The organism is Bacillus sp. AFS053548, from assembly GCF_002575105.1.
Taxonomy (GTDB): Bacteria; Bacillota; Bacilli; order Bacillales; family Bacillaceae_G; genus Gottfriedia.
The window spans coordinates 116,315-136,140 of record NZ_NUHI01000008.1 but is presented as its reverse complement, the minus strand read 5'-3'; the positions used below and the strand labels follow the sequence as shown (position 1 = coordinate 136,140).

Genomic DNA, 19,826 nt, shown 5'->3' with positions numbered 1-19,826 from the left:
TGTTTATTTAGAGCTTACGTATTTTACAAAGATGTCTAATGCAACTTCTTCTTGTACACCAGTCTCTTGGTCTTTTAAATTAATGACTCCACGAGATAATTCTTCTTCACCTAGAACCGCTACATATTTTGCTTTATAACGTTCCGCTGCTTTGAATTGCGCTTTTATTTTACGATCTTGGTAATCTTTCTCACAAACAAGACCAGCTTTACGCAATTGATATAAAATAGCCGTCGCTTCTTTTTTCACTTCTTCTCCAAGTCCAATTAGGAATACATCCATTTCTTGTTGAATTGGAAGTTCGATTCCTTCTGTTTCAAGAGCTAATATTAAACGCTCGATACTTAATGCGAAACCAATACCTGGAGTATTAGGACCGCCGATTTCTTCAACTAATCCGTTATAGCGACCACCACCACTTAAAGTTGAAATTGTACCGAATCCTTTACCTTCTATCATGATTTCAAATACAGTGTGATTATAATAATCTAAACCACGTACTAAATTTGCATCGATCTCAAACGGAATTTTCATAGCTGTTAAGTAAGATTGAACGGCTTCGAAATAGTTCATAGATTCTTCATTTAAATAGTCTAAAATCGATGGTGCTGTCTTCATCGAAGGGTGATCGTGATCCTTTTTACAATCTAAAACACGTAATGGATTAGTTTCTAAACGATTATTACAATCATTACATAGCTCATGTGCTACCGGTTTAAAATGATTCACAAGCGCCTCACGGTGTGCTTTACGGCTTTCTAAGTCACCTAAACTATTAAGTACTAACTTAACATTTTTCAATCCAAGACCACGATATAATTCCATTGATAGCGCTAATACTTCTGCATCGATTGAAGGATCGTTACTACCTAAAGCTTCGATACCGAATTGTACGAACTGACGATAGCGACCAGCCTGTGGACGTTCATAACGGAACATAGGACCGATATAGTACAACTTAGTAGGTTGATTGCTATTTCCGTACATTTTATTTTCAACATAAGAACGAGCGATTGACGCAGTTCCTTCTGGACGTAATGTTAATTGACGATCTCCACGATCAGTAAATGTGTACATTTCTTTTTGAACAATATCCGTTGTATCTCCAACACCACGTTGGAATAATTCAGTATGTTCAAAGATTGGTGTACGAATTTCGTTATAGTTATATCGTTTGCATAACTCTCTTGCAAACTTTTCAATATACTGCCATTTTTCAATCGTACCAGGTAAAAGATCCTGAGTACCTCTTGGGATATTAATCGACATTGTAAATCCTCCTAAATAATAAACCTTTATAAATACAAAAAACCCTCGTGCCTACTGAAATAAAAACAGTAGGGACGAGAGTTATAAGCCCGTGGTGCCACCCTAATTGAAGAACAATAAACTGTTCTCCCACTTTCATCGTTAACGCCGATTACGTTTATCCTTACTAGAAATCGTTCAGAATAAAGCCTCGGGAGTGTCTTTCAAATAGTCTACTTGTGGAAATGCTCTCAGCCACGGCACTTCCTCTCTCTACAAGAGATCCTATCCTACTTTTCTCCGTCTATGGAATGTTACTATGTATCAATATGTTATTTAATATCTTACGTTCGGATACAAAAAATGTCAAGAACAGTTAAAAATTTTTTACGAACGCTCCAACTGTCTTTTTAAATCGCGCACTTCTCTTAAAGTTAAACCAAACTCACTTGCCATCTCTAATGAATTGGATTCTTGTCCCCTATTTTGAAACTCATGAAAATCCATATTCAAGACACCTTTTCTACCTGATCCTAGACTATTACGGTTATTTATTCTCATGCTGCAGTCTCCTTCCAAGTATGTTGTTATATAGGATGTCCAAATAATTAATGGATTAAACAATTAAAATACTTTTTTGAACTTAGGCAAGTTTTATTCTGGATTAAGCAATTTAAATTGGTTCTATGGATTCAGATAAAATGAGGTGGAATTTGATTAAATTTAAGTAGTTTTGGTGTGGATTTTATTGAAAGTAGATTTTATTTAGTACAATTTGATGATTTTATTGATAATTTCATAAATCTATTAAGTTTAATGGTGAATAACAGTTTTTATTTGCGATTTCTGATTTTTATTGTGATTCTTGATTTTTATTTGCTATTCTCGGTTTTTATTTGCTATTTCTGATTTTTAATTGCGATCCCACGTTTTTATTTGTTATTCTCGGTTTTTATTTGTGATTCCTGAGTTTTAATTGCGATCCCACGTTTTAATTTGCCATTCTAGTTATTATTTACTACATCCGACATTCTCATTACAACTAAAAAAACCATGGTGCACACCATGGTCTAATGAAATATTCTTAAACTAGATTGAATGCTTTCAACTGATCCGTCTATGAAATAGATTAATCCGTAATAAACTAGGATGATTAATATAACAAATAAAAGTGCTTTAAAGAAACTTTTGAGGATTGTAAACAAAATTACACCAGCAATAAGGATTAACACGATTGTAATTATGTCCAATTAGCAACCTCCTATAAATTCTTTATAAGAACCCGTGTACTTCAGTATATTCGCTAAATGAAGTTATTATTTTAATAATTAATTCTATCAAAAAAAATTCCTCCTTTTTGAAAAAGGAGGTTAAAGATTGGCTTATTTACTTTCAATCATAATTGTAATTGGTCCCCAGTTTGTAAATGTTACATCCATATCTGCACCAAAAATGCCTGTTTGTACTTCGTATCCTTGTTCACGTAAATATGAATTAAAATATTCGTATAATTCATTTGCGATTTCTGGCTTGGCTGCATCTGTGAAGCTTGGACGTCTACCTTTTCTCGTATCTCCATATAAGGTGAATTGAGAAACGGATAGAATCTTGCCACCTACATCATTTAATGAAAAATTCATTTTTCCGAGTTTATCTTCAAAAATTCTTAGGTTAACTGCTTTGTCAGCACAATATTTAACATCTTCTATAGTGTCTTCATGCGTTATTCCGACTAACAATAATAACCCTTTAGGTATTTGACCTACTACTTGTCCGTCCACTACGACCTTTGCTTCTTTTGTGCGCTGTAATAATACTTTCATAAGTGGCACCTCCTATTAGTGGAAAATACGTCTCACAGAGTAAATGTCTGGAATTTGTTTAACCTTATCCACTACTTTTTGCAGGTGGTTTATATTACGAATAGACAAACTCATTGTAATAGTTGCCATTTTATTTCGATCATTTTTTCCTGTTACTGAAGAGATATTTGTTTTTGTTTCATTTACTACTGAAAGAACTTCATTTAAAAGGCCGCGACGATCGTAACCGAAAATTTCTATATCAACATTATAATCACGTTCAAACGTAGGGCTTTCTTCCCAATCAACTTCAATGAAGCGATCTTCTTCACTATCATTTAACATGTTTACACAATCGCTTCTATGAACTGAAATTCCTCTGCCTTTTGTGATATAACCAACAATATCATCACCAGGTACAGGATTACAGCATTTTGATAAACGGATTAATAAATTATCTACACCTTTTACAGAAATTCCAGCATCTTTACGACGTGATGGAGCTTTTTTAAGATCAGAAGAAAGTTCTTTTAATCGGTCTTCTAGCTCAATTTCAGTACGTTTACGGAATTTATCTGTTAAACGGTGAGCAATCTGTGTTGCAGTAATTCCATTGTATCCAACCGCTGCATACATATCTTCTGCATTAGAGAAATTAAATTTCTCTGCGACGCGTTTTAAATTTTCAGACGTTAATACTTCTTTTAAATCACATTCTAGAGCTTTAATTTCTTTTTCAACTAATTCCTTGCCCTTTTCAACATTCTCTTCTCTTCTTTGCTTTTTAAAATATTGACGTATTTTATTTTTAGCATGTGAAGACTGAGCGACTTTTAACCAGTCTTGGCTAGGTCCATATGAATGCTTCGATGTCATAATCTCAACGATATCACCGGTTTTAAGTTTATAATCAAGTGGTACCATTTTCCCATTTACTTTTGAACCAATTGTTTTATTTCCGATTTCAGAGTGAATTCGGTAAGCAAAATCGATTGGAACAGATCCTAGTGGTAATTCAAAAACATCACCTTTTGGAGTAAATACAAAAACCATATCAGAGAATAAGTCCATTTTTACTGATTCCATGAACTCTTCTGCATTTGTAGAATTATCTTGCCATTCGATAATTTCACGGAACCAACTTAATTTATTTTCTAACGTTTTTTGTGAAGGAAGGTTTGCATTATCATCTTTATATGCCCAGTGTGCTGCAACACCATATTCAGCAATTTGATGCATTTCTTGAGTACGAATTTGTACTTCCAGTGGTTCACCTTTTGGACCAATTACAGTCGTATGAAGAGATTGATACAGATTTGCCTTAGGCATTGCAATATAATCTTTAAATCGACCTGGCATTGGTTTCCAGCATGTATGAATAACGCCTAATACAGCGTAGCAATCTTTAATACTATTAACAATCACACGTACAGCTAATAAGTCATAGATCTCGTTAAATTGTTTATTCTGCTTAGCCATTTTATGATAAATGCTATAAATATGCTTAGGGCGTCCAGAAATTTCTGTTTTAATTTCGACATCTTCAAGTTGAGTTGTGATTTCGTTAATAACCTCTTCTAAATATTGCTCGCGTTCTGCTCTTTTTCGCTTCATTAAGTTAACGATTCGATAGTATTGCTGTGGATTTAAATAGCGTAACGCTGTATCTTCAAGCTCCCACTTTACTTTACTAATCCCTAGTCGATGAGCTAGCGGTGCAAATATTTCTAACGTTTCATTTGCAATTCGCATACGTTTTTCTTGAGGTAAGTGTTTTAACGTTCTCATATTGTGAAGGCGATCGGCTAATTTAATTAATATTACTCTCAAGTCCTGTGCCATCGCTACAAACATTTTGCGATGATTTTCAGCTTGCTGTTCTTCCTTCGATTTAAACTTGATTTTACCTAACTTTGTTACACCATCTACAAGCATAGATACTTCTTTACCAAATTGGTTCTCTAAGTCCTCTTTAGATACTTCAGTATCCTCTACTACATCATGAAGAAACCCAGCACTAATGGTTGTAGCATCCATCTCTAAGCCAACAAGGATACCTGCTACTTGAACCGGGTGTATAATATATGGTTCACCTGACTTACGAAATTGCTCACTATGTGCGTCACGAGCATATTCATAAGCACGTTTAATAAACGCCACATCATCTTCTTTTAAATAATGGGTCGCTTGCTCTAAAACCTGTTCTGCTGTCAAAACTTGCTCAGTAGCCATCTAATCACCTTAAATCATTATTTCTTTTATTATCATGAAAATTTCGTTTTTTGTAAAGCAGGAGTCGTCAAATTCCATTTTTTTTTGCAGATCTTTGATAGAAAAAGAGCACTCTGATTAATCAGAGTACCCTATTTGGATAACATTATCATATGTTAAAAATTAATATGTCATTAGTGTAAATATATCATAGCCTTCTAATTTTTTACGACCTTCTAAGTAAGAAAGCTCAATTAAGAAAGCAATTCCTACTACAATTCCACCTAATTCTTCAACTAGTTTGATTGTAGCTTCAATCGTACCACCAGTAGCTAATAAATCATCAGTGATCAGAATACGTTGACCTGGTTTAATAGCATCTTTATGCATTGTTAACGTATTTGTACCATATTCTAAATCGTAGTTGTAGCTAATCACTTCACGAGGTAATTTACCTGGTTTACGAACAGGTGCAAAACCTATTTCTAAAGCGTAAGAAATTGGACAACCAACGATAAATCCACGAGCTTCTGGTCCAACTACTAAATCAACATCTTTTTCTTTCGCATAAGCTACGATTTGATCAGTTGCTTCTTTATAAGCTTTTCCATCATTCATTAATGATGAAATATCTTTAAACTGAACGCCTTCTTTTGGCCAGTCTGGTACGACCGTTATATAATCTTTTAAATTCATTAAATAAGTGCCTCCCCATTTTCGGAAAAATGACTTTTCATATTTTGAAAAAATGTAGTTAATTCATCACATTTTGAGTACAGAAACAAACGTTCTAGTTCAATACTAGCTAATTTTCTTGCATACGTATTAGATAAAGAGAGATTTTTCTTCTCAGTTTGTGGCAACAAACGAATTTTCCCATCCTCTATTGTAACAAATTCTAAATCAAAAAACACCTTTGTCATAAAATCGACTTGTTCTTTTTTCCATCCCATCTTACGACATAATGCCACTTCATACATGTTCATGTCAAATGGATTGGTATTAGCTAAGATTGAATAGAATTTTTTAAAACTTTCTCTACTCGGAATTGGTGAGAAGAAATGTAATTCTTCTTGATTAAAAATTAAGTAGATCCGTTCTGATAACCCTTTTCGAAAAACCTCTTTCAAATCATTTTCAGAATTAGGTAAATCAAGTAGAATCACATAATTATTTTGTATATTAATATCTAAGTTTAGTACATCTTCATATGCAACAAACGTAGAAATAGGATATTTAGTCTTTAAATTTTCATATTCATTTGTTGATTGATGTAAAAATATGAATTTTTCTTCGGTATGAGGTAAGGTTAATCGATGTGGCTCTTGACCTCTTAAGTCAAATAACTGCCAATGATTTACTTTAATATCATGAATCATTAACTGTGGCTTTCGTTTACCATTCCATTCGTTAATAGAAGCCATTCCTAAGCATGATATTTTTGATCCACTTGCAATTTCATTCGCAACATGTCCAAATCCAAACCCTACAGCATCAAGGAATGTAACGTCATCTTTTAGTTGTACTTTAAGATGTGCACCTTCATTACCGATTTGTTTAATATTTAGAGCATCAACCTCGTTAATTTCTAAAACAGGTTTTGGATTATGCATACCAAAAGGTGCTAGCATATTTAATTCTTTAATAAATGAGATTGAAACTTCACTAGCCTGACATTTTAAATCGACTTCTTTTAATGGGATAAAATCTTCATCTGTCATAATTAGATCTGCATATTCATTTAAACGATGTCTCAATAGCTCGACATCTTCAATAGCCAATGTCATACCAGCAGCAAGAGTATGACCTCCAAAATGAGGTAAAATATCTTTACATTTTGTTAAGTTTTCAAATAGAGAAAAACCTTCAATGCTCCTCGCAGAACCTTTTGCTATTCCTTTTTCGTGATCAATACTTAGAACAATTACTGGTTTGTAAAAACGATCAACTAATTTCGAAGCAACGATTCCAACTACTCCTGCATTCCAGCCTTCTTTTGCGACAATAATCACTTTATTTGAACAAGATGAATCAAGTTCATTAACTTGCTTAATTGCCTCTTCTGTCATACGTGAAACTAATTCTTGTCGTTCCTTATTTAGGATTTCAATTTGCTCTGCTCTTTTTTTAGCAAGTGCTCTATCATTTTCTAAAACTAAATCTACTGCAGGCTTAGCATCACCAAGTCTACCAACTGCGTTAATTCTAGGACCAATTGCAAATCCAATTGTTTCTTCCGTAATTGAATCTGTTGTAGTTCCACTAATTTCTAAAAGAGCTCTTAAACCTTCACGCTTAGTTTGCTTCAGTTGCCTTACACCTTTTTTTACGATTAGTCGATTTTCATCAACTAAAGGTACTAAATCAGCAACAGTCCCAATAGAAACTAGTTCCAAATATTCCTCTGGCTCCCTACCTAATAATGCGGAAGCGAATTTAAACACAACTCCTACACCTGCTAATTCTTTAAAAGGGTAGCTAGGACTTAGCTTTGGATGAATAATTGCAATAGCGTTTGGTAATTCCTCTGGTGGTTCATGATGATCTGTAATAATTACATCCATACCTAGTTCATTTGCAAAATTAACTTCCTCAGCTGCAGAAATACCCGTATCTACAGTAATGATTAATGAATAACCTTGTTCGTTCGCCCATTTAAATGCATTCTTATTTGGACCATACCCTTCAGTAAAACGATTTGGTATATAAAAATCTACTTTTGCTTCTAGTTCGATTAATGTTAAATACAATACTGAAGTACTGCTAACTCCATCTGCATCATAATCGCCAAAAATTAATATTTTTTCATTTTCTTCAATCGCTTGAAATACTCTGTCAATTGCAATATCCATACCCTCTAATAAAAACGGGTCATGAAAGCTCATTTGATCTTCATATAAAAACTTACTTGCTGCATCTACTGTATTAAATCCACGAGTAACAAGTAGCTTAGCTAATAGAGGGGAAATCTGTAATTCTTTACTTAATAATTGCTCTTCTTGGTGATTCGATAATTTCGGTTTCCAACGTGCTTTTGACTTTAACAATACTCTCACCCCTAACTGTACTATTATACTAAAGTAAACTTATTGGATGAAAGAGTTATTTTTATCATTATATGGATTAATATGGACAAATACATTTTCCACATCTTTTTGTTCCATCAACTTTGCTTTAACATTTTTACCGATCTTATGTCCTTCTTCAACCGTTATATATGGATCTACTGAGACTTTTATATCGATTATGACATAATAGCCGTGTTCCCTTGCATAGAGAGAATTTATTTCTTTAACACCTTCTACGTTCCTAACGATTTCTTTATATGGTTCAATATCTTCTTCATGAAGGACATGATCCATTGTCGTATGTATTGATTCTGCTCCAATATCCCAGGCCATTTTTAAAATCATAATTGCTACAATAAGACCAGCTGCAGGGTCTGCATATAATAGTACTGGCATATTAAATTTAGTACCTAGAATTGCAATACCAATACCAATCATAGCTGCAGCAGATGAGTATACATCTGAGCGATGTTCATATGCATTAGCGATGATTGCGTCACTATTTAACCTTTTCCCTAAAGCATATTTATAACGAAACATCCATTCTTTTAAAAATATAGATATAAAAGCAGCTAATAAAGCGATTAACTCTGGTGGATGAACTGGCTTAAAAAACGCAGTTATAGAGGATTTAGTTATTTCAATTCCAACGATAAATAAAAGTACGGCAACAATAATTGCAGCGATTGATTCAGCTTTACCATGGCCATAAGGATGATCCTCGTCCGGTGGCATTTTCGCAGCTCTTAAACCAAATAAAACGGCTATCGAACCGACCACATCTGACGCTGAATGTACTGCATCGGCCATTAACGCTTTACTGTTTCCAATATATCCGATAATTGCTTTAACAATTGCTAGAAGTAAATTTCCATATATTCCAATATAAGCCCCTTTCTTGGCTTCCTTATAACGCTCTTCTTGTTCCATATACTTTACCTACTTCCCTTTTTCTAACTCTAAAAAATACACTTATCATTATTAACACATTATATTAGTATCTTCAAATCATAATGAATTTAATACAAAAAAGAGTATAAGCATGAGCTTATACTCTTTTTAATTTATTTAGCTTCTTCAACATCAATTACTTGGTTTTTATCAAGTTGGCGACCTTTAATAAATAACCAAATTTGTGAAGCGATAAAGATTGAAGAATATGTTCCAACAACTAAACCTATTAATAATGCAAGTGAGAAGTTAAGAATTGCATGACTTCCGAATAAAAGCAATGCAAGTACTGCTAATAGTACAGTAAGAACTGTTTTAACAGATCGGCCTAAAGTTTGACGAATTGATTCATTTACAACTTGTTTCAATTCTTCTCTAGAACGAATTTTCTTCTTAAGCTTCATATTTTCACGAACTCGGTCGAATGTTACGATCGAGTCATTAATTGAATAACCAACAATCGTTAGAACCGCTGCGATGAAAGTAATATCTACTTCTAATCTAAAAATACTAAACACTACAACAATGAAGAATGCATCATGTAGTAGGGCAATTACTGAAGCAATTGCATATGAGAATTGGAAACGTAATGATACGTAAAGAATGATACCTGCTGACGCGATAATCAATGCTTTAATGGCATTACCTGCTAATTCTCTACCAACAACTGGATCAACAGTACTTACGTTTGGTTCTACCCCAAATTTAGTCGTAAAATCTTTTTTCAAATCATTAATTTGATCTTTTGTTAATACGCCTTTAAATACGATTGAACCTGTTTTTGCATCATTTGTTGAAATAGTAATACTTTCAGGCTTCAAGTTCATTTTTGAAATTTCATCATTAACAACTTGTTTTGTAACTGCTGATTTTGATTCAAATGTTACACGTGTACCACTTGCAAAATCAATTCCTAGATTTAATCGGAAAATAGAAAGTATAATAACCCCTACAACTACTGTAACGATTGAAAAATAAACAAATTTTCGACCTACGCTTACAAAATCGACTTTATCATATTTTGTAGGAGGATGTGCTAGGTTATGATTTAAACCAAGAATTTCACTTTGTTTAATACCAAACCATGTTTTCTTATTATTTAAATAACGACTTTGAACTAATAAAGAAAGTAATAAACGAGTACCGAATACTGCAGTTAAAAAGCTTACTAAAATACTTACAATTAAACTTGTTGCAAATCCTTTTACTGAGCTTGTACCGAATGAGAACAATACTACAGCAGCAAGTAGAGTTGTAATATTAGCATCAAAAATCGTTCCAAATGAACGCTGATTACCTGAACGATACGCAGATGCAACTGATTTTCCTAGTTTAAGCTCGTCCTTCAATCTCTCGAAAGTGATAATATTGTTATCAACCGCAATACCAACACCAAGTATTAATGCCGCAATACCGGGAAGTGTTAATACTGCATTCATGCCGTCAAATACTAGTAATGTTACATAAGTATATGCCATTAACATGATGCTTGCGATTAAACCTGGTAAGCGATAGAAATAAAGCATAAATAAGAAAATTACTGCTACACCAATAATTCCAGCAAAGATCGTTTCATGAAGAGCATCTGTACCAAATTTTGCACCGATTGATGTTGAATACATTTCATCAAGGTGAACTGGAAGAGCCCCTGCATTTAATAAATCTGAAAGTTCTTTTGCACTTTCAACTGTGAAAGTAGAACCAACAATAGAAAGTGAATCGTCGGTAAATACTTGATTTACACTAGCTGCTGATAAGAATTTAGGTTTTGCTTTTGCAGATTCCTTTTTGAAAGAGTCTTGTCCTTCTTTGAAATCTAACCAAATAACCATCATATTATTTGGAGCACCCATTTTTAATACTTTAGTTGTAACATCTTTAACCTTAGAAGCATCCTTAAATGTGATTGATACACTAGGTTTACCCATTTGGTCAAATGTTTGCTTTGAAGCGCCTTCTTTTAAATCCGCTCCAGTCATAAGAACCTTATCATTTACGTCACGAATTGTTAAGTTCGCTTCCGTAGAAAGAATATCACGTGCTTTAGCTTGATCTTTTACACCAGCTAATTGTACACGAATACGATCTTTCCCTTCGATTTGAATGTTTGGTTCACTTACTCCTAAAACGTTTACACGTTTTTCAAGAGCTTTTGCTGTACTTACTAAAACATTTTTGTTTATTTTGTCGCCTTTCTTAATTGGCTTAACTTTGTAAAGCACCTCAAACCCGCCCTGTAAATCCAGACCAAGCTTAATATTTTTTGCGGTACCAAATACAGTTGTGCCGATTACTGCTGCTAATACAGCAATAATTAAAAAGAAGGCAACAATTCTGTTACGCTTCACCATGTTGTGAATTTCCTCCTCTAACTAGTTCAAGTTCTAGTACTTAAAATGGTATGTTTTCATTCTTATATTATACAAATGCAATTTTTTTATTGTCAATTAATGGTTAAACTGACTCCCCAAACTGCCAAGTAGGTGATTTAAATGCTTCGATTCGAATATAATTCATATAATCGTTTACAGTTAATGAGAGTATGTCTTCTACCAGTTGAAAAAGCTTTGGTTCATCCTCTTTCTTTCGCCATATGGTTCTTTCGAGGCATTCCCATAATTCATCCTCACTGACAGTATCGAATCCAAGCATTCTAAATTCATCCAATTTACTTTCAATTACTACCTGTAGCTTAGGTTTAAATTCTGCAGCTTGTTGATGAAAAGTCGACATACTCTTCCCCCCTAATTTTCTGTATTTTTAGAAAAATGATTTTAGACCTTCATATTCATTTACTAGATGTTGAACTAACTTGTCATGCTTGCCTACATTTCTAGCATATATATAATTGTAAATCATTCTAGGCTGTTTGAGAAGGTGGTAAAAATAATGACAAAGCAAACGTTTTTAAGAGGAACGTTTTTTTTACTTATTGCAGGGCTCATCACAAGAATATTAGGATTTTTTAATCGAATTGTTGTAGCAAGAATTATGGGTGAAGAAGGCGTAGGATTATTTATGATGGCAGTCCCGACACTATTTTTGGTCATGACGCTTACACAGCTTGGCCTACCAATTGCCATCTCAAAATTAATTGCAGAAGCAGTTGCTCAAAATAGACAAGATCGGATAAAAAAGATTTTAGCTGTCTCAATGTCAATAACTGGCATATTAAGTATTATTTTTACAACAGCAATGATCTTTTTATCCCCTTTCATTGCTAAAAACTTATTAACGGACGCAAGGACTATGTACCCATTAATTGCCATCGCTCCAGTTGTTCCAATTATCGCAATCTCATCAGTTTTACGAGGATATTTTCAAGGCGTACAGAATATGCGACCTTCTTCCTTTTCCCAAGTTATTGAACAAGTTGTTCGTATAGTACTAGTTGCAGTTTGTACTAAAACTTTTTTACCATATGGAGTTGAATTTGCCGCTAGTGGCGCCATTATCTCTTCTGTATTAGGAGAATTAGCTTCTTTAATTTATATGCTTTATGTTTTTAAGAAAGAAAAAAATGCAAAGTTCATTTCAGGATTTAAGAACAATATTAAAGATGGAAGAAAAACGCTTAGCGACCTATTAAGTATTGCACTACCAACAACTGGAAGTCGTTTAATTGGTTCAATATCAATGTTTTTAGAACCAATCGTTGTCTCACAAAGTTTAGCGATTGCAGGGGTAACCGCAGCTGTTGCAACTAAACAATATGGATTACTTGCAGGTTACGCTTTACCTCTATTACTTTTACCAGCGTTTATTACTTATGCACTATCTACTTCACTTGTGCCAGCGATTAGTGAAGCAATGGCCAAAAAAGATCGTGTAACTGTTGAAAGAAGATTGCAGCAAGCACTACGCTACTCAATGATTGCTGGTGGTTGGTCCGTTGTCATTTTATACGTATTTGCTTCCCCGATTTTAACACTAATGTATAAAAGTGACCAAGCTACGAATTTTATATTACTTTTAGCACCTTGCTTTATTTTTTACTATTTCCAGGGACCACTACAAGCTGTATTGCAGGCACTTAATCTTGCAAATTCAGCTATGATTAATAGCTTTGTCGGTTCAGTCGTTAAAATCGCTAGTATTTTATTACTAGCTACAAATCCAAAGTTCGGTATTAACGGTGTTGCCTTAGCTATGAATATTAGTATTGTAACGATAACAGTTCTTCACTATTTCACTGTTTTAAAGGCGATCAACTTTTCAATTTTTGTTAAAGATTATGTTTATTGTTTAATGATTTTAGGAATTTGTATTTATGTCGGAAAATTCATCAAAGAATACGTAGTTTTTTCAACTTCATTATTAGTACAAACCTTGGCAAGTATTTCTGTTGTTACATTAATGTATATCTTATTAATTCTATTATTTAACCTAGTTAAGAAAGATGAGATCATCCGAATCCCATTCTTTAAAAAGCTAATTACAAGATAATTGACAATAGAATAGCCCAAAACAAAACCACAAAGTAATTAATGTACTTTGTGGTTTATTTATTTTCTTATATGTATATGTTAGTTAATTTCCACCGCAGGATATTGTTAACTCTAGATCCTTCATCATTCATCTTTCTTATCAAAAAATATTTCTCCGCCTCGTAAGCTACAATAAGATACTTGTTTAAATTCATCATAACCATGTTTTTTTAACTCTTCTAATAACCATTGTTTATCTTTATGATACTGATTTAAATTATCTTCTTGTACGATCCCATCTAATATTAATGGAAATGTGAGTGAACTATAATTTATGTCACCGTTTATTTCTTTTTTAAATATTGATAATTTCCCTGTAGGTTCTAGTAATGCATAATCAACATCCCGTACATCTCCAATATCCTTCTCTCTAAGTTGGAGTAATAGGTCGTCAAACGTGTATCTCTGTTTTTTCATCTCTTTCTCTAAAACTTTACCTTTACTAATGATTAATACAGGATGTCCATCTAATATTTTTCTAAATTTAACACTTTTTAGCGAAATTAAAGAAAAAATTATTTGGATAACGACTATTAAAAACATTGGATAGATTACTTTTACGATCGGATCATCATGGTTTTCGATACCGATGGCTGCTATTTCAGTTAACAATATATAAACGACTAAATCTAATAAACTTAACTCTCCTATTTCTCTCTTACCCATTAACCGAAAGAAAAATGCAATAATTAAATAAATTAAAATGGTACGAATCGTCATAGAACCTAATTCCATTTTACTTACCCTCACATCCAAAACTTGTTGATTTTAAAAAACATGTTCTTCAGTTATCACTTAATACCTGTAAATATGAGTCCAAATACAACTAATTTTTCATAAAGAAAATAATAGTAGAATTTTGTTCATAATTTTACTATTTCTATTTGCTCTATAAGTATTCTAAAAATTCATCTCATGAATATGCTTGTATTAAAAGAGTGTACAAGGGGGAAATATGAATGAAAAAAACAGCTGTAGCTGTCTCTTTTGGCTTTTTAACTATTCTATTATTAGTATTGTCAATTAGTTTGATTTTATCATTATTACTTAAACTAACTTCACTTACAGAAGCAAGTGTTACAACAACAACACTTATCCTATCATTTATCGTTATGTTAATTGGTGGTTTTGTTACAGGAGCGAAAGGGAAAGAAAAGGGTTGGATTCTTGGTTTATTAACGAGTGGAGCGTATTCTATTTTTGTATTTTTTGTACAGTTTCTTGGCTATGACCGAACTTTTTCACAGGAACAAATAATGTATCATGGGATCTTTTTAGGGGTTTGTATGTTAGGGTCAATTTTTGGAGTGAACGCTGCAAGTAATAAATCTTATAATAAATAATCAGACACTGCCCGAAAACGCTCGCTTTCTTCGTTGCTTCGCTGCCTGCGCGGTGCTCATAACCGTTTAAGGTAACTTCGCGCCTCGAATGACAAACGCTTGCAATCAGTCTGATAATCAACTTTTTTGAGTGTTTTAAATTCCTTGAGGCTTAATTTAAAATTCTTATAAAATAAACAAAACGCTAGTTTCCAAAATGGAACTAGCGTTTCTTACGATACAATTTTTAAAATTAAGCTTGTGTTCTTGTTTCACGAATTGCGCTTTTTTCAAATACCATACGTGATCCATCAGCAGTTTTTAAAGTAATTGTATTATTTTCTTCGTTAACAGCATCAACTAAACCGTGTAATCCACCGATTGTTACAACCATATCGCCTTTGCTAATTCCAGCTTGCATATTAGCAGTTTGCTTTTGACGCTTTTGTTGTGGACGGATTAGTAAGAAGTAGAAAACTATAAACATTAATATTAGAGGTAAAATCCCCATTAAACCATTACCCATCTTAATCTTCCTTTCAATATGTAAATTTTAGAAGTTCCTAGCGTTCGGCTTATTAAAACCGTATTGTTCAAAAAACTCTTCTCGGAAATCACCTAAACGGTCTTCGCGGATTGCTTGGCGAACTTGTTCCATTAATTGTAACAGAAAATGTAAGTTATGGTAAGTAGTCAATCGCATTCCAAACGTCTCTTCACATCGGATTAAATGACGAATATATGCTCTTGTATAGTTTTTACATGCATAACAATCACATTTAGGATCAAGTGGAGAATAGTCCTCTGCATATTTTGCATTCTTAATAACTAATCGCCCTTCACTTGTCATACATGTGCCATTTCGAGCGATACGCGTTGGAAGTACGCAGTCAAACATATCCACTCCTCGAATTGCGCCATCAATTAATGAATCAGGAGAACCTACACCCATTAAATATCTTGGTTTATCCGTTGGTAGTAAAGGAGTCGTAAATTCTAAAACTCTATTCATTACATCCTTTGGTTCACCAACTGATAATCCACCAATTGCATAGCCTGGGAAATCTAAAGAAACTAAGTCTCTAGCGGATTGTTTACGAAGTTCTTCGTATTCTCCACCTTGTACAATACCAAATAATCCTTGATCCTCTGGTCTTTGGTGAGAATTTAAACAACGCTCTGCCCATCTGCTAGTTCTTTCAACTGAACGTTTCATGTAATCATACTCAGCAGGGTATGGTGGACATTCATCAAACGCCATCATGATATCAGAACCTAATGCATTTTGAATTTCCATCGCCTTTTCAGGTGAGAGGAATAATTTATCGCCATTTAAGTGATTTCTGAAATGTACGCCTTCTTCTTCAATTTTTCGGAATTGACTTAAGCTAAATACTTGGAAACCTCCTGAATCTGTTAAGATTGCACGATCCCAGTTCATAAATTTATGTAAGCCACCAGCTTTTTTAATAATCTCATGACCAGGTCTTAACCATAAATGGTAAGTATTACTTAAAATAATACCTGACCCCATTGCTTTTAAATCTTCAGGAGACATTGTTTTAACAGTGGCTAAAGTTCCAACAGGCATAAATGCTGGAGTTTCAAATGAACCATGTGGAGTATGGACAATTCCTAATCTCGCACCTGTTTGCTTACAAGTTTTAATATGTTCATAACGAATTGCTGTCATTTTTCGATTCCTTTCAATTCTTAAAGTATTAACATTGCATCGCCAAAGCTAAAAAAGCGATATTTTTGATCTACTGCTTCTTTATAAGCAGATAAAACTGGTTCTCTTCCAGCTAAAGCACTAATCAGCATAATTAGAGTTGATTTTGGTAAATGGAAGTTCGTAATCATCCCGTCAATTCCCATAAATTTATATCCTGGGAAAATGAAGATAGACGTCCAACCACTAGACCCTTCAAACTTACCGTTATTAGCTGTAGCAATCGTTTCAACTGTACGAGTAGAAGTTGTTCCAACAGTAATGATTCTACCACCGTTTGCTTTCGTTTCATTTAACAGTTTAGCCGTTTCATCAGACATATAGTAGTATTCCGAGTGCATATCATGTTCTTCAATAGATTCTACACTTACTGGTCTAAATGTACCTAAACCTACATGCAATGTAATAAATGCTAACTTTACACCTTTCTCTTGAACTTTAGCCAAGAGTTCTTTTGTAAAATGTAAACCTGCCGTAGGCGCCGCAGCTGAACCAATTTCTTTTGCAAATACAGTCTGATAACGATCTTTATCTTCTAATTTTTCTTTAATATATGGAGGAAGCGGCATTTCACCTAGTTGGTCTAAGATCTCATAAAAAATCCCATCGTATTGGAATTTTAATTTTCTTCCACCTTGATCACTAGAACCTACACATTCAGCCTTTAATCTGCCATCACCAAATAAAATGATTGTACCTTCTTTTACTCTTTTAGCAGGCTTAACTAATGTTTCCCATACATCCTGCTCTTCTTGTTGAAGTAATAATACTTCAATTTGGGCACCTGTATCTTCTTTCACACCAAATAATCTAGCAGGCATGACTTTTGTTTCATTTAAAACTAAACAATCGCCCTCTTGTAAATAATCTAACACATCTGGAAACTGCTTATGCTCTACATTCCCAGACTCTTTATGTAATACCATAAGTCTCGATGCTTCTCGGTCCAACAAAGGAGTCTGAGCAATCAATTCTTCAGGTAAATCAAAATCAAATAAATTTACATCCATTTCTATACACCTCATAAAATTCAGGAGTAAGGACAAAGGGAGGTTATCCACAATTCCCTTTTCCAAACTCTATTTATTCCTACTCATTTATTTTCTCCCAAATAGTGAAAAAATAAGTGAAAGTAAAATACTTATGATAATACATGTTACTATCGGGAAGTAAAACGATACATTTCCTTTTTTTATAAAAATATCGCCTGGAAGTTTCCCTATAAATCGAATAAACAATCCAACAACTAATAAGATAATTCCTAATGTAATTAAAATTTTTGACAAATCAATCATTGCTCCGGCACCTGCAACCCGAAATGTTTATATGTTAAATCAGTAACAATTCGTCCCCTAGGAGTCCGCTGTAGTAATCCAATTTGAAGTAAATATGGCTCATATACATCTTCAATCGTTTGGGACTCTTCCCCGATCGAAGCTGCAATCGTATCAACCCCAACAGGACCGCCTTTAAATCGCTCAATAATAGCTAGTAACAATTTATGATCGATATGGTCTAGACCTGCTTCATCTACCTGCATTTGAATTAAAGAGTCTTTTGCTATTTCAAAGGTAATAATTCCACTCCCTTGAACTTGAGCAAAATCTCTAACTCTTCGTAATAAACGGTTTGCAATTCGAGGTGTACCTCGTGACCTTCTAGCTACCTCTAAAGCAGCGTCATTTTCAATTTCCATTCCAAATAACTCTGCTGTTCTTTTAACGATCAATGCTAGCTGTTCAACTGTATAAAATTCTAACCGATTTAATACTCCAAAACGATCTCTAAGCGGTGAAGAAAGAAGACCTGCTCTAGTTGTTGCACCTATTAATGTAAATGGAGGCAACTCAATTCTTACCGACCTAGCAGTTGCATCCTTGCCAATTACGATATCAAAGAAAAAGTCCTCCATTGCTGGGTAAAGTACTTCTTCCACTGTTCGAGGCAGTCGGTGAATTTCATCAATAAATAATACATCACCTGGTTGAAGTGAAGTCAAAATAGCTGCTAAATCTCCAGGACGCTCGATCGCTGGTCCTGAAGTCGTTTTGAATCCAACACCTAGTTCATTCGCAATAATCGCTGCTAAAGTGGTTTTACCTAATCCAGGAGGACCGTATAATAGAACATGATCTAAAGACTCATTTCGCATTTTTGCAGCTTCAATAAAAACTTGCAAATTCTTTTTAACTTTATCTTGCCCTATATATTCCCTTAATGATTGAGGCCTTAGTGAAAGCTCTTGATCAAATTCCTCGCCACTACTTTCACTTGATAAAATTCGGTCATCCATTTTCATCACCTCTTAGCTTGCAATAGTAATTGAAGTGCTTTTTTAATATATTCATCAGTTGAAAGTTTTTCATTCTTTAATAACGGTACGATCTTTTTAACTTCTTTTTCCGCATAGCCTAATGCTTTTAAAGCTTCAATTGCATCATCTAATGAAGATGCTGCACTTTCTTTCTCCTCAATAGCATCTAGGTCAGTAAATAAATCGACTTGAACTGCTCCAAAGACTTTTTCAAGTTTTCCTTTTAAATCAAGGATCATTTGTCTTGCTGTCTTTTTACCAACACCAGGAAATTTTGTTAAAAATACCTCGTCCTCTTCTTCTATCGCATGAACAATTTGATTTGGCTCTCCAGTCGCAACAATTGCCAAGGCACCTTTAGGACCGATTCCTGATACACTTAACAATTTTTGAAATAAAGTACGTTCATCTAATGTTTTAAAACCATATAACATCATAACATCTTCTCGTACATAATGATGAGTATAAACTTTTAAGATTTCATTTGAAGGTCTAAAAACATATGGATTAGGTGTAAATAATTGATAACCCATTCCATTGTGATCAATTACAATATATTCTGGTCCAACCCAATCTATCTTTCCAATTATGTATTCGTACATGGTTTTCTCCCCTTTTTACATGTATTCCATTGTACCATAGATAGAAGAAGGAAAAAAATAGTCGGCTGTCGAAAATAAAAATTTTATAC

General features: G+C 33.8%; 19 protein-coding genes and 1 other annotated feature. Of the genes, 2 read left to right on the top strand and 17 right to left on the bottom strand.

What is annotated here, in order from left to right; genetic code table 11:
* Positions 1 to 3 precede the first annotated feature (3 nt).
* The 10 genes from hisS to CN946_RS05515 form a co-directional block, all read right to left on the bottom strand.
* Entirely contained in the window at positions 4 to 1,269 is a 1,266-nt protein-coding gene (gene hisS / locus CN946_RS05560) for a histidine--tRNA ligase (RefSeq protein ID WP_098860234.1), read from the bottom strand.
* Positions 1,270 to 1,336: 67 nt separating this feature from the next.
* Positions 1,337 to 1,564: a binding site (T-box leader), on the bottom strand.
* A 71-nt stretch (positions 1,565 to 1,635) separates the two neighbouring features.
* The gene (locus CN946_RS23310) at positions 1,636 to 1,809 is read right to left on the bottom strand and encodes a hypothetical protein (RefSeq protein ID WP_088013656.1); all 174 of its coding nucleotides are present in this window, start codon (positions 1,807 to 1,809) and stop codon (positions 1,636 to 1,638) included.
* Positions 1,810 to 2,318: 509 nt separating this feature from the next.
* On the bottom strand, positions 2,319 to 2,498 hold the full coding sequence (locus CN946_RS05550; RefSeq protein ID WP_098428364.1) for a hypothetical protein: 180 nt from the start codon (positions 2,496 to 2,498) through the stop codon (positions 2,319 to 2,321).
* 132 nt (positions 2,499 to 2,630) lie between these two features.
* Positions 2,631 to 3,071 (bottom strand): D-aminoacyl-tRNA deacylase, encoded by a 441-nt coding sequence (dtd, locus tag CN946_RS05545; RefSeq protein WP_098860233.1) that lies wholly within the window; start codon positions 3,069 to 3,071, stop codon positions 2,631 to 2,633.
* 15 nt (positions 3,072 to 3,086) lie between these two features.
* Complete coding sequence (locus CN946_RS05540; protein WP_098860232.1) at positions 3,087 to 5,282, bottom strand: RelA/SpoT family protein; 2,196 nt, start codon at positions 5,280 to 5,282, stop codon at positions 3,087 to 3,089.
* A 162-nt stretch (positions 5,283 to 5,444) separates the two neighbouring features.
* Positions 5,445 to 5,957, bottom strand: coding sequence for an adenine phosphoribosyltransferase (locus CN946_RS05535; RefSeq protein ID WP_098860231.1), 513 nt, complete (start codon positions 5,955 to 5,957; stop codon positions 5,445 to 5,447).
* On the bottom strand, positions 5,957 to 8,308 hold the full coding sequence (gene recJ, locus CN946_RS05530) for a single-stranded-DNA-specific exonuclease RecJ (protein ID WP_098860230.1): 2,352 nt from the start codon (positions 8,306 to 8,308) through the stop codon (positions 5,957 to 5,959). Before recJ ends, CN946_RS05535 begins: the two co-directional genes overlap by 1 nt.
* A 39-nt stretch (positions 8,309 to 8,347) precedes the next feature.
* A complete protein-coding gene (locus tag CN946_RS05525) occupies positions 8,348 to 9,259 on the bottom strand; it encodes a cation diffusion facilitator family transporter (protein WP_098860229.1) in 912 nt (303 codons plus the stop codon).
* Positions 9,260 to 9,393: 134 nt separating this feature from the next.
* Positions 9,394 to 11,631, bottom strand: a complete 2,238-nt coding sequence (secDF, locus tag CN946_RS05520) for a protein translocase subunit SecDF (protein ID WP_098860228.1) — start codon at positions 11,629 to 11,631, stop codon at positions 9,394 to 9,396.
* A gap of 103 nt (positions 11,632 to 11,734) precedes the next feature.
* Positions 11,735 to 12,013: a post-transcriptional regulator gene (locus tag CN946_RS05515; RefSeq protein ID WP_098860227.1), complete on the bottom strand. Its 279-nt coding sequence runs from the start codon at positions 12,011 to 12,013 to the stop codon at positions 11,735 to 11,737.
* A 156-nt stretch (positions 12,014 to 12,169) separates the two neighbouring features.
* Between CN946_RS05515 and spoVB the strand changes: the two genes are divergently transcribed.
* Entirely contained in the window at positions 12,170 to 13,726 is a 1,557-nt protein-coding gene (spoVB, locus tag CN946_RS05510) for a stage V sporulation protein B (protein WP_098860226.1), read from the top strand.
* 125 nt (positions 13,727 to 13,851) lie between these two features.
* Here spoVB and CN946_RS05505 read toward each other — a convergent pair whose 3' ends face one another.
* Positions 13,852 to 14,502 carry a DUF421 domain-containing protein gene (locus tag CN946_RS05505; protein WP_098860225.1) on the bottom strand — a complete coding sequence of 217 codons (651 nt, stop codon included), beginning with the start codon at positions 14,500 to 14,502 and terminating at the stop codon, positions 13,852 to 13,854.
* A 224-nt stretch (positions 14,503 to 14,726) separates the two neighbouring features.
* Between CN946_RS05505 and CN946_RS05500 the strand changes: the two genes are divergently transcribed.
* Entirely contained in the window at positions 14,727 to 15,110 is a 384-nt protein-coding gene (locus CN946_RS05500; protein WP_069035161.1) for a TIGR04086 family membrane protein, read from the top strand.
* A 232-nt stretch (positions 15,111 to 15,342) separates the two neighbouring features.
* On the opposite strand, the gene yajC is transcribed toward CN946_RS05500, so the two are convergent.
* The 6 genes from yajC to ruvA form a co-directional block, all read right to left on the bottom strand.
* On the bottom strand, positions 15,343 to 15,615 hold the full coding sequence (yajC, locus tag CN946_RS05495; RefSeq protein WP_286133825.1) for a preprotein translocase subunit YajC: 273 nt from the start codon (positions 15,613 to 15,615) through the stop codon (positions 15,343 to 15,345).
* A gap of 27 nt (positions 15,616 to 15,642) precedes the next feature.
* Positions 15,643 to 16,782, bottom strand: coding sequence for a tRNA guanosine(34) transglycosylase Tgt (gene tgt, locus CN946_RS05490; protein ID WP_098860224.1), 1,140 nt, complete (start codon positions 16,780 to 16,782; stop codon positions 15,643 to 15,645).
* Positions 16,783 to 16,802: 20 nt separating this feature from the next.
* Positions 16,803 to 17,831: a tRNA preQ1(34) S-adenosylmethionine ribosyltransferase-isomerase QueA gene (gene queA, locus CN946_RS05485; RefSeq protein ID WP_088013643.1), complete on the bottom strand. Its 1,029-nt coding sequence runs from the start codon at positions 17,829 to 17,831 to the stop codon at positions 16,803 to 16,805.
* Positions 17,832 to 17,918: 87 nt separating this feature from the next.
* Positions 17,919 to 18,116 carry a DUF2905 domain-containing protein gene (locus CN946_RS05480; RefSeq protein WP_098860223.1) on the bottom strand — a complete coding sequence of 66 codons (198 nt, stop codon included), beginning with the start codon at positions 18,114 to 18,116 and terminating at the stop codon, positions 17,919 to 17,921.
* Positions 18,113 to 19,114 (bottom strand): Holliday junction branch migration DNA helicase RuvB, encoded by a 1,002-nt coding sequence (gene ruvB / locus CN946_RS05475; RefSeq protein ID WP_098860222.1) that lies wholly within the window; start codon positions 19,112 to 19,114, stop codon positions 18,113 to 18,115. Before ruvB ends, CN946_RS05480 begins: the two co-directional genes overlap by 4 nt.
* A gap of 5 nt (positions 19,115 to 19,119) precedes the next feature.
* Positions 19,120 to 19,737, bottom strand: a complete 618-nt coding sequence (gene ruvA / locus CN946_RS05470) for a Holliday junction branch migration protein RuvA (RefSeq protein WP_098860221.1) — start codon at positions 19,735 to 19,737, stop codon at positions 19,120 to 19,122.
* Positions 19,738 to 19,826: the final 89 nt, after the last annotated feature.

Excerpts from the sequence above, each read along its gene's own strand:
- spoVB (WP_098860226.1), top strand. The coding sequence starts at position 12,170 with ATGACAAAGCAAACGTTTTTAAGAGGAACGTTTTTTTTACTTATTGCA.
- CN946_RS05505 (WP_098860225.1), bottom strand. The coding sequence starts at position 14,502 with ATGGAATTAGGTTCTATGACGATTCGTACCATTTTAATTTATTTAATT.
- CN946_RS23310 (WP_088013656.1), bottom strand. The coding sequence starts at position 1,809 with ATGAGAATAAATAACCGTAATAGTCTAGGATCAGGTAGAAAAGGTGTC.
- ruvA (WP_098860221.1), bottom strand. The coding sequence starts at position 19,737 with ATGTACGAATACATAATTGGAAAGATAGATTGGGTTGGACCAGAATAT.
- secDF (WP_098860228.1), bottom strand. The coding sequence starts at position 11,631 with ATGGTGAAGCGTAACAGAATTGTTGCCTTCTTTTTAATTATTGCTGTA.
- dtd (WP_098860233.1), bottom strand. The coding sequence starts at position 3,071 with ATGAAAGTATTATTACAGCGCACAAAAGAAGCAAAGGTCGTAGTGGAC.
- CN946_RS05480 (WP_098860223.1), bottom strand. The coding sequence starts at position 18,116 with ATGATTGATTTGTCAAAAATTTTAATTACATTAGGAATTATCTTATTA.
- ruvB (WP_098860222.1), bottom strand. The coding sequence starts at position 19,114 with ATGGATGACCGAATTTTATCAAGTGAAAGTAGTGGCGAGGAATTTGAT.
- CN946_RS05540 (WP_098860232.1), bottom strand. The coding sequence starts at position 5,282 with ATGGCTACTGAGCAAGTTTTGACAGCAGAACAGGTTTTAGAGCAAGCG.
- CN946_RS05535 (WP_098860231.1), bottom strand. The coding sequence starts at position 5,957 with ATGAATTTAAAAGATTATATAACGGTCGTACCAGACTGGCCAAAAGAA.
- tgt (WP_098860224.1), bottom strand. The coding sequence starts at position 16,782 with ATGACAGCAATTCGTTATGAACATATTAAAACTTGTAAGCAAACAGGT.
- queA (WP_088013643.1), bottom strand. The coding sequence starts at position 17,831 with ATGGATGTAAATTTATTTGATTTTGATTTACCTGAAGAATTGATTGCT.
- CN946_RS05525 (WP_098860229.1), bottom strand. The coding sequence starts at position 9,259 with ATGGAACAAGAAGAGCGTTATAAGGAAGCCAAGAAAGGGGCTTATATT.
- hisS (WP_098860234.1), bottom strand. The coding sequence starts at position 1,269 with ATGTCGATTAATATCCCAAGAGGTACTCAGGATCTTTTACCTGGTACG.
- yajC (WP_286133825.1), bottom strand. The coding sequence starts at position 15,615 with ATGGGTAATGGTTTAATGGGGATTTTACCTCTAATATTAATGTTTATA.
- CN946_RS05515 (WP_098860227.1), bottom strand. The coding sequence starts at position 12,013 with ATGTCGACTTTTCATCAACAAGCTGCAGAATTTAAACCTAAGCTACAG.
- CN946_RS05500 (WP_069035161.1), top strand. The coding sequence starts at position 14,727 with ATGAAAAAAACAGCTGTAGCTGTCTCTTTTGGCTTTTTAACTATTCTA.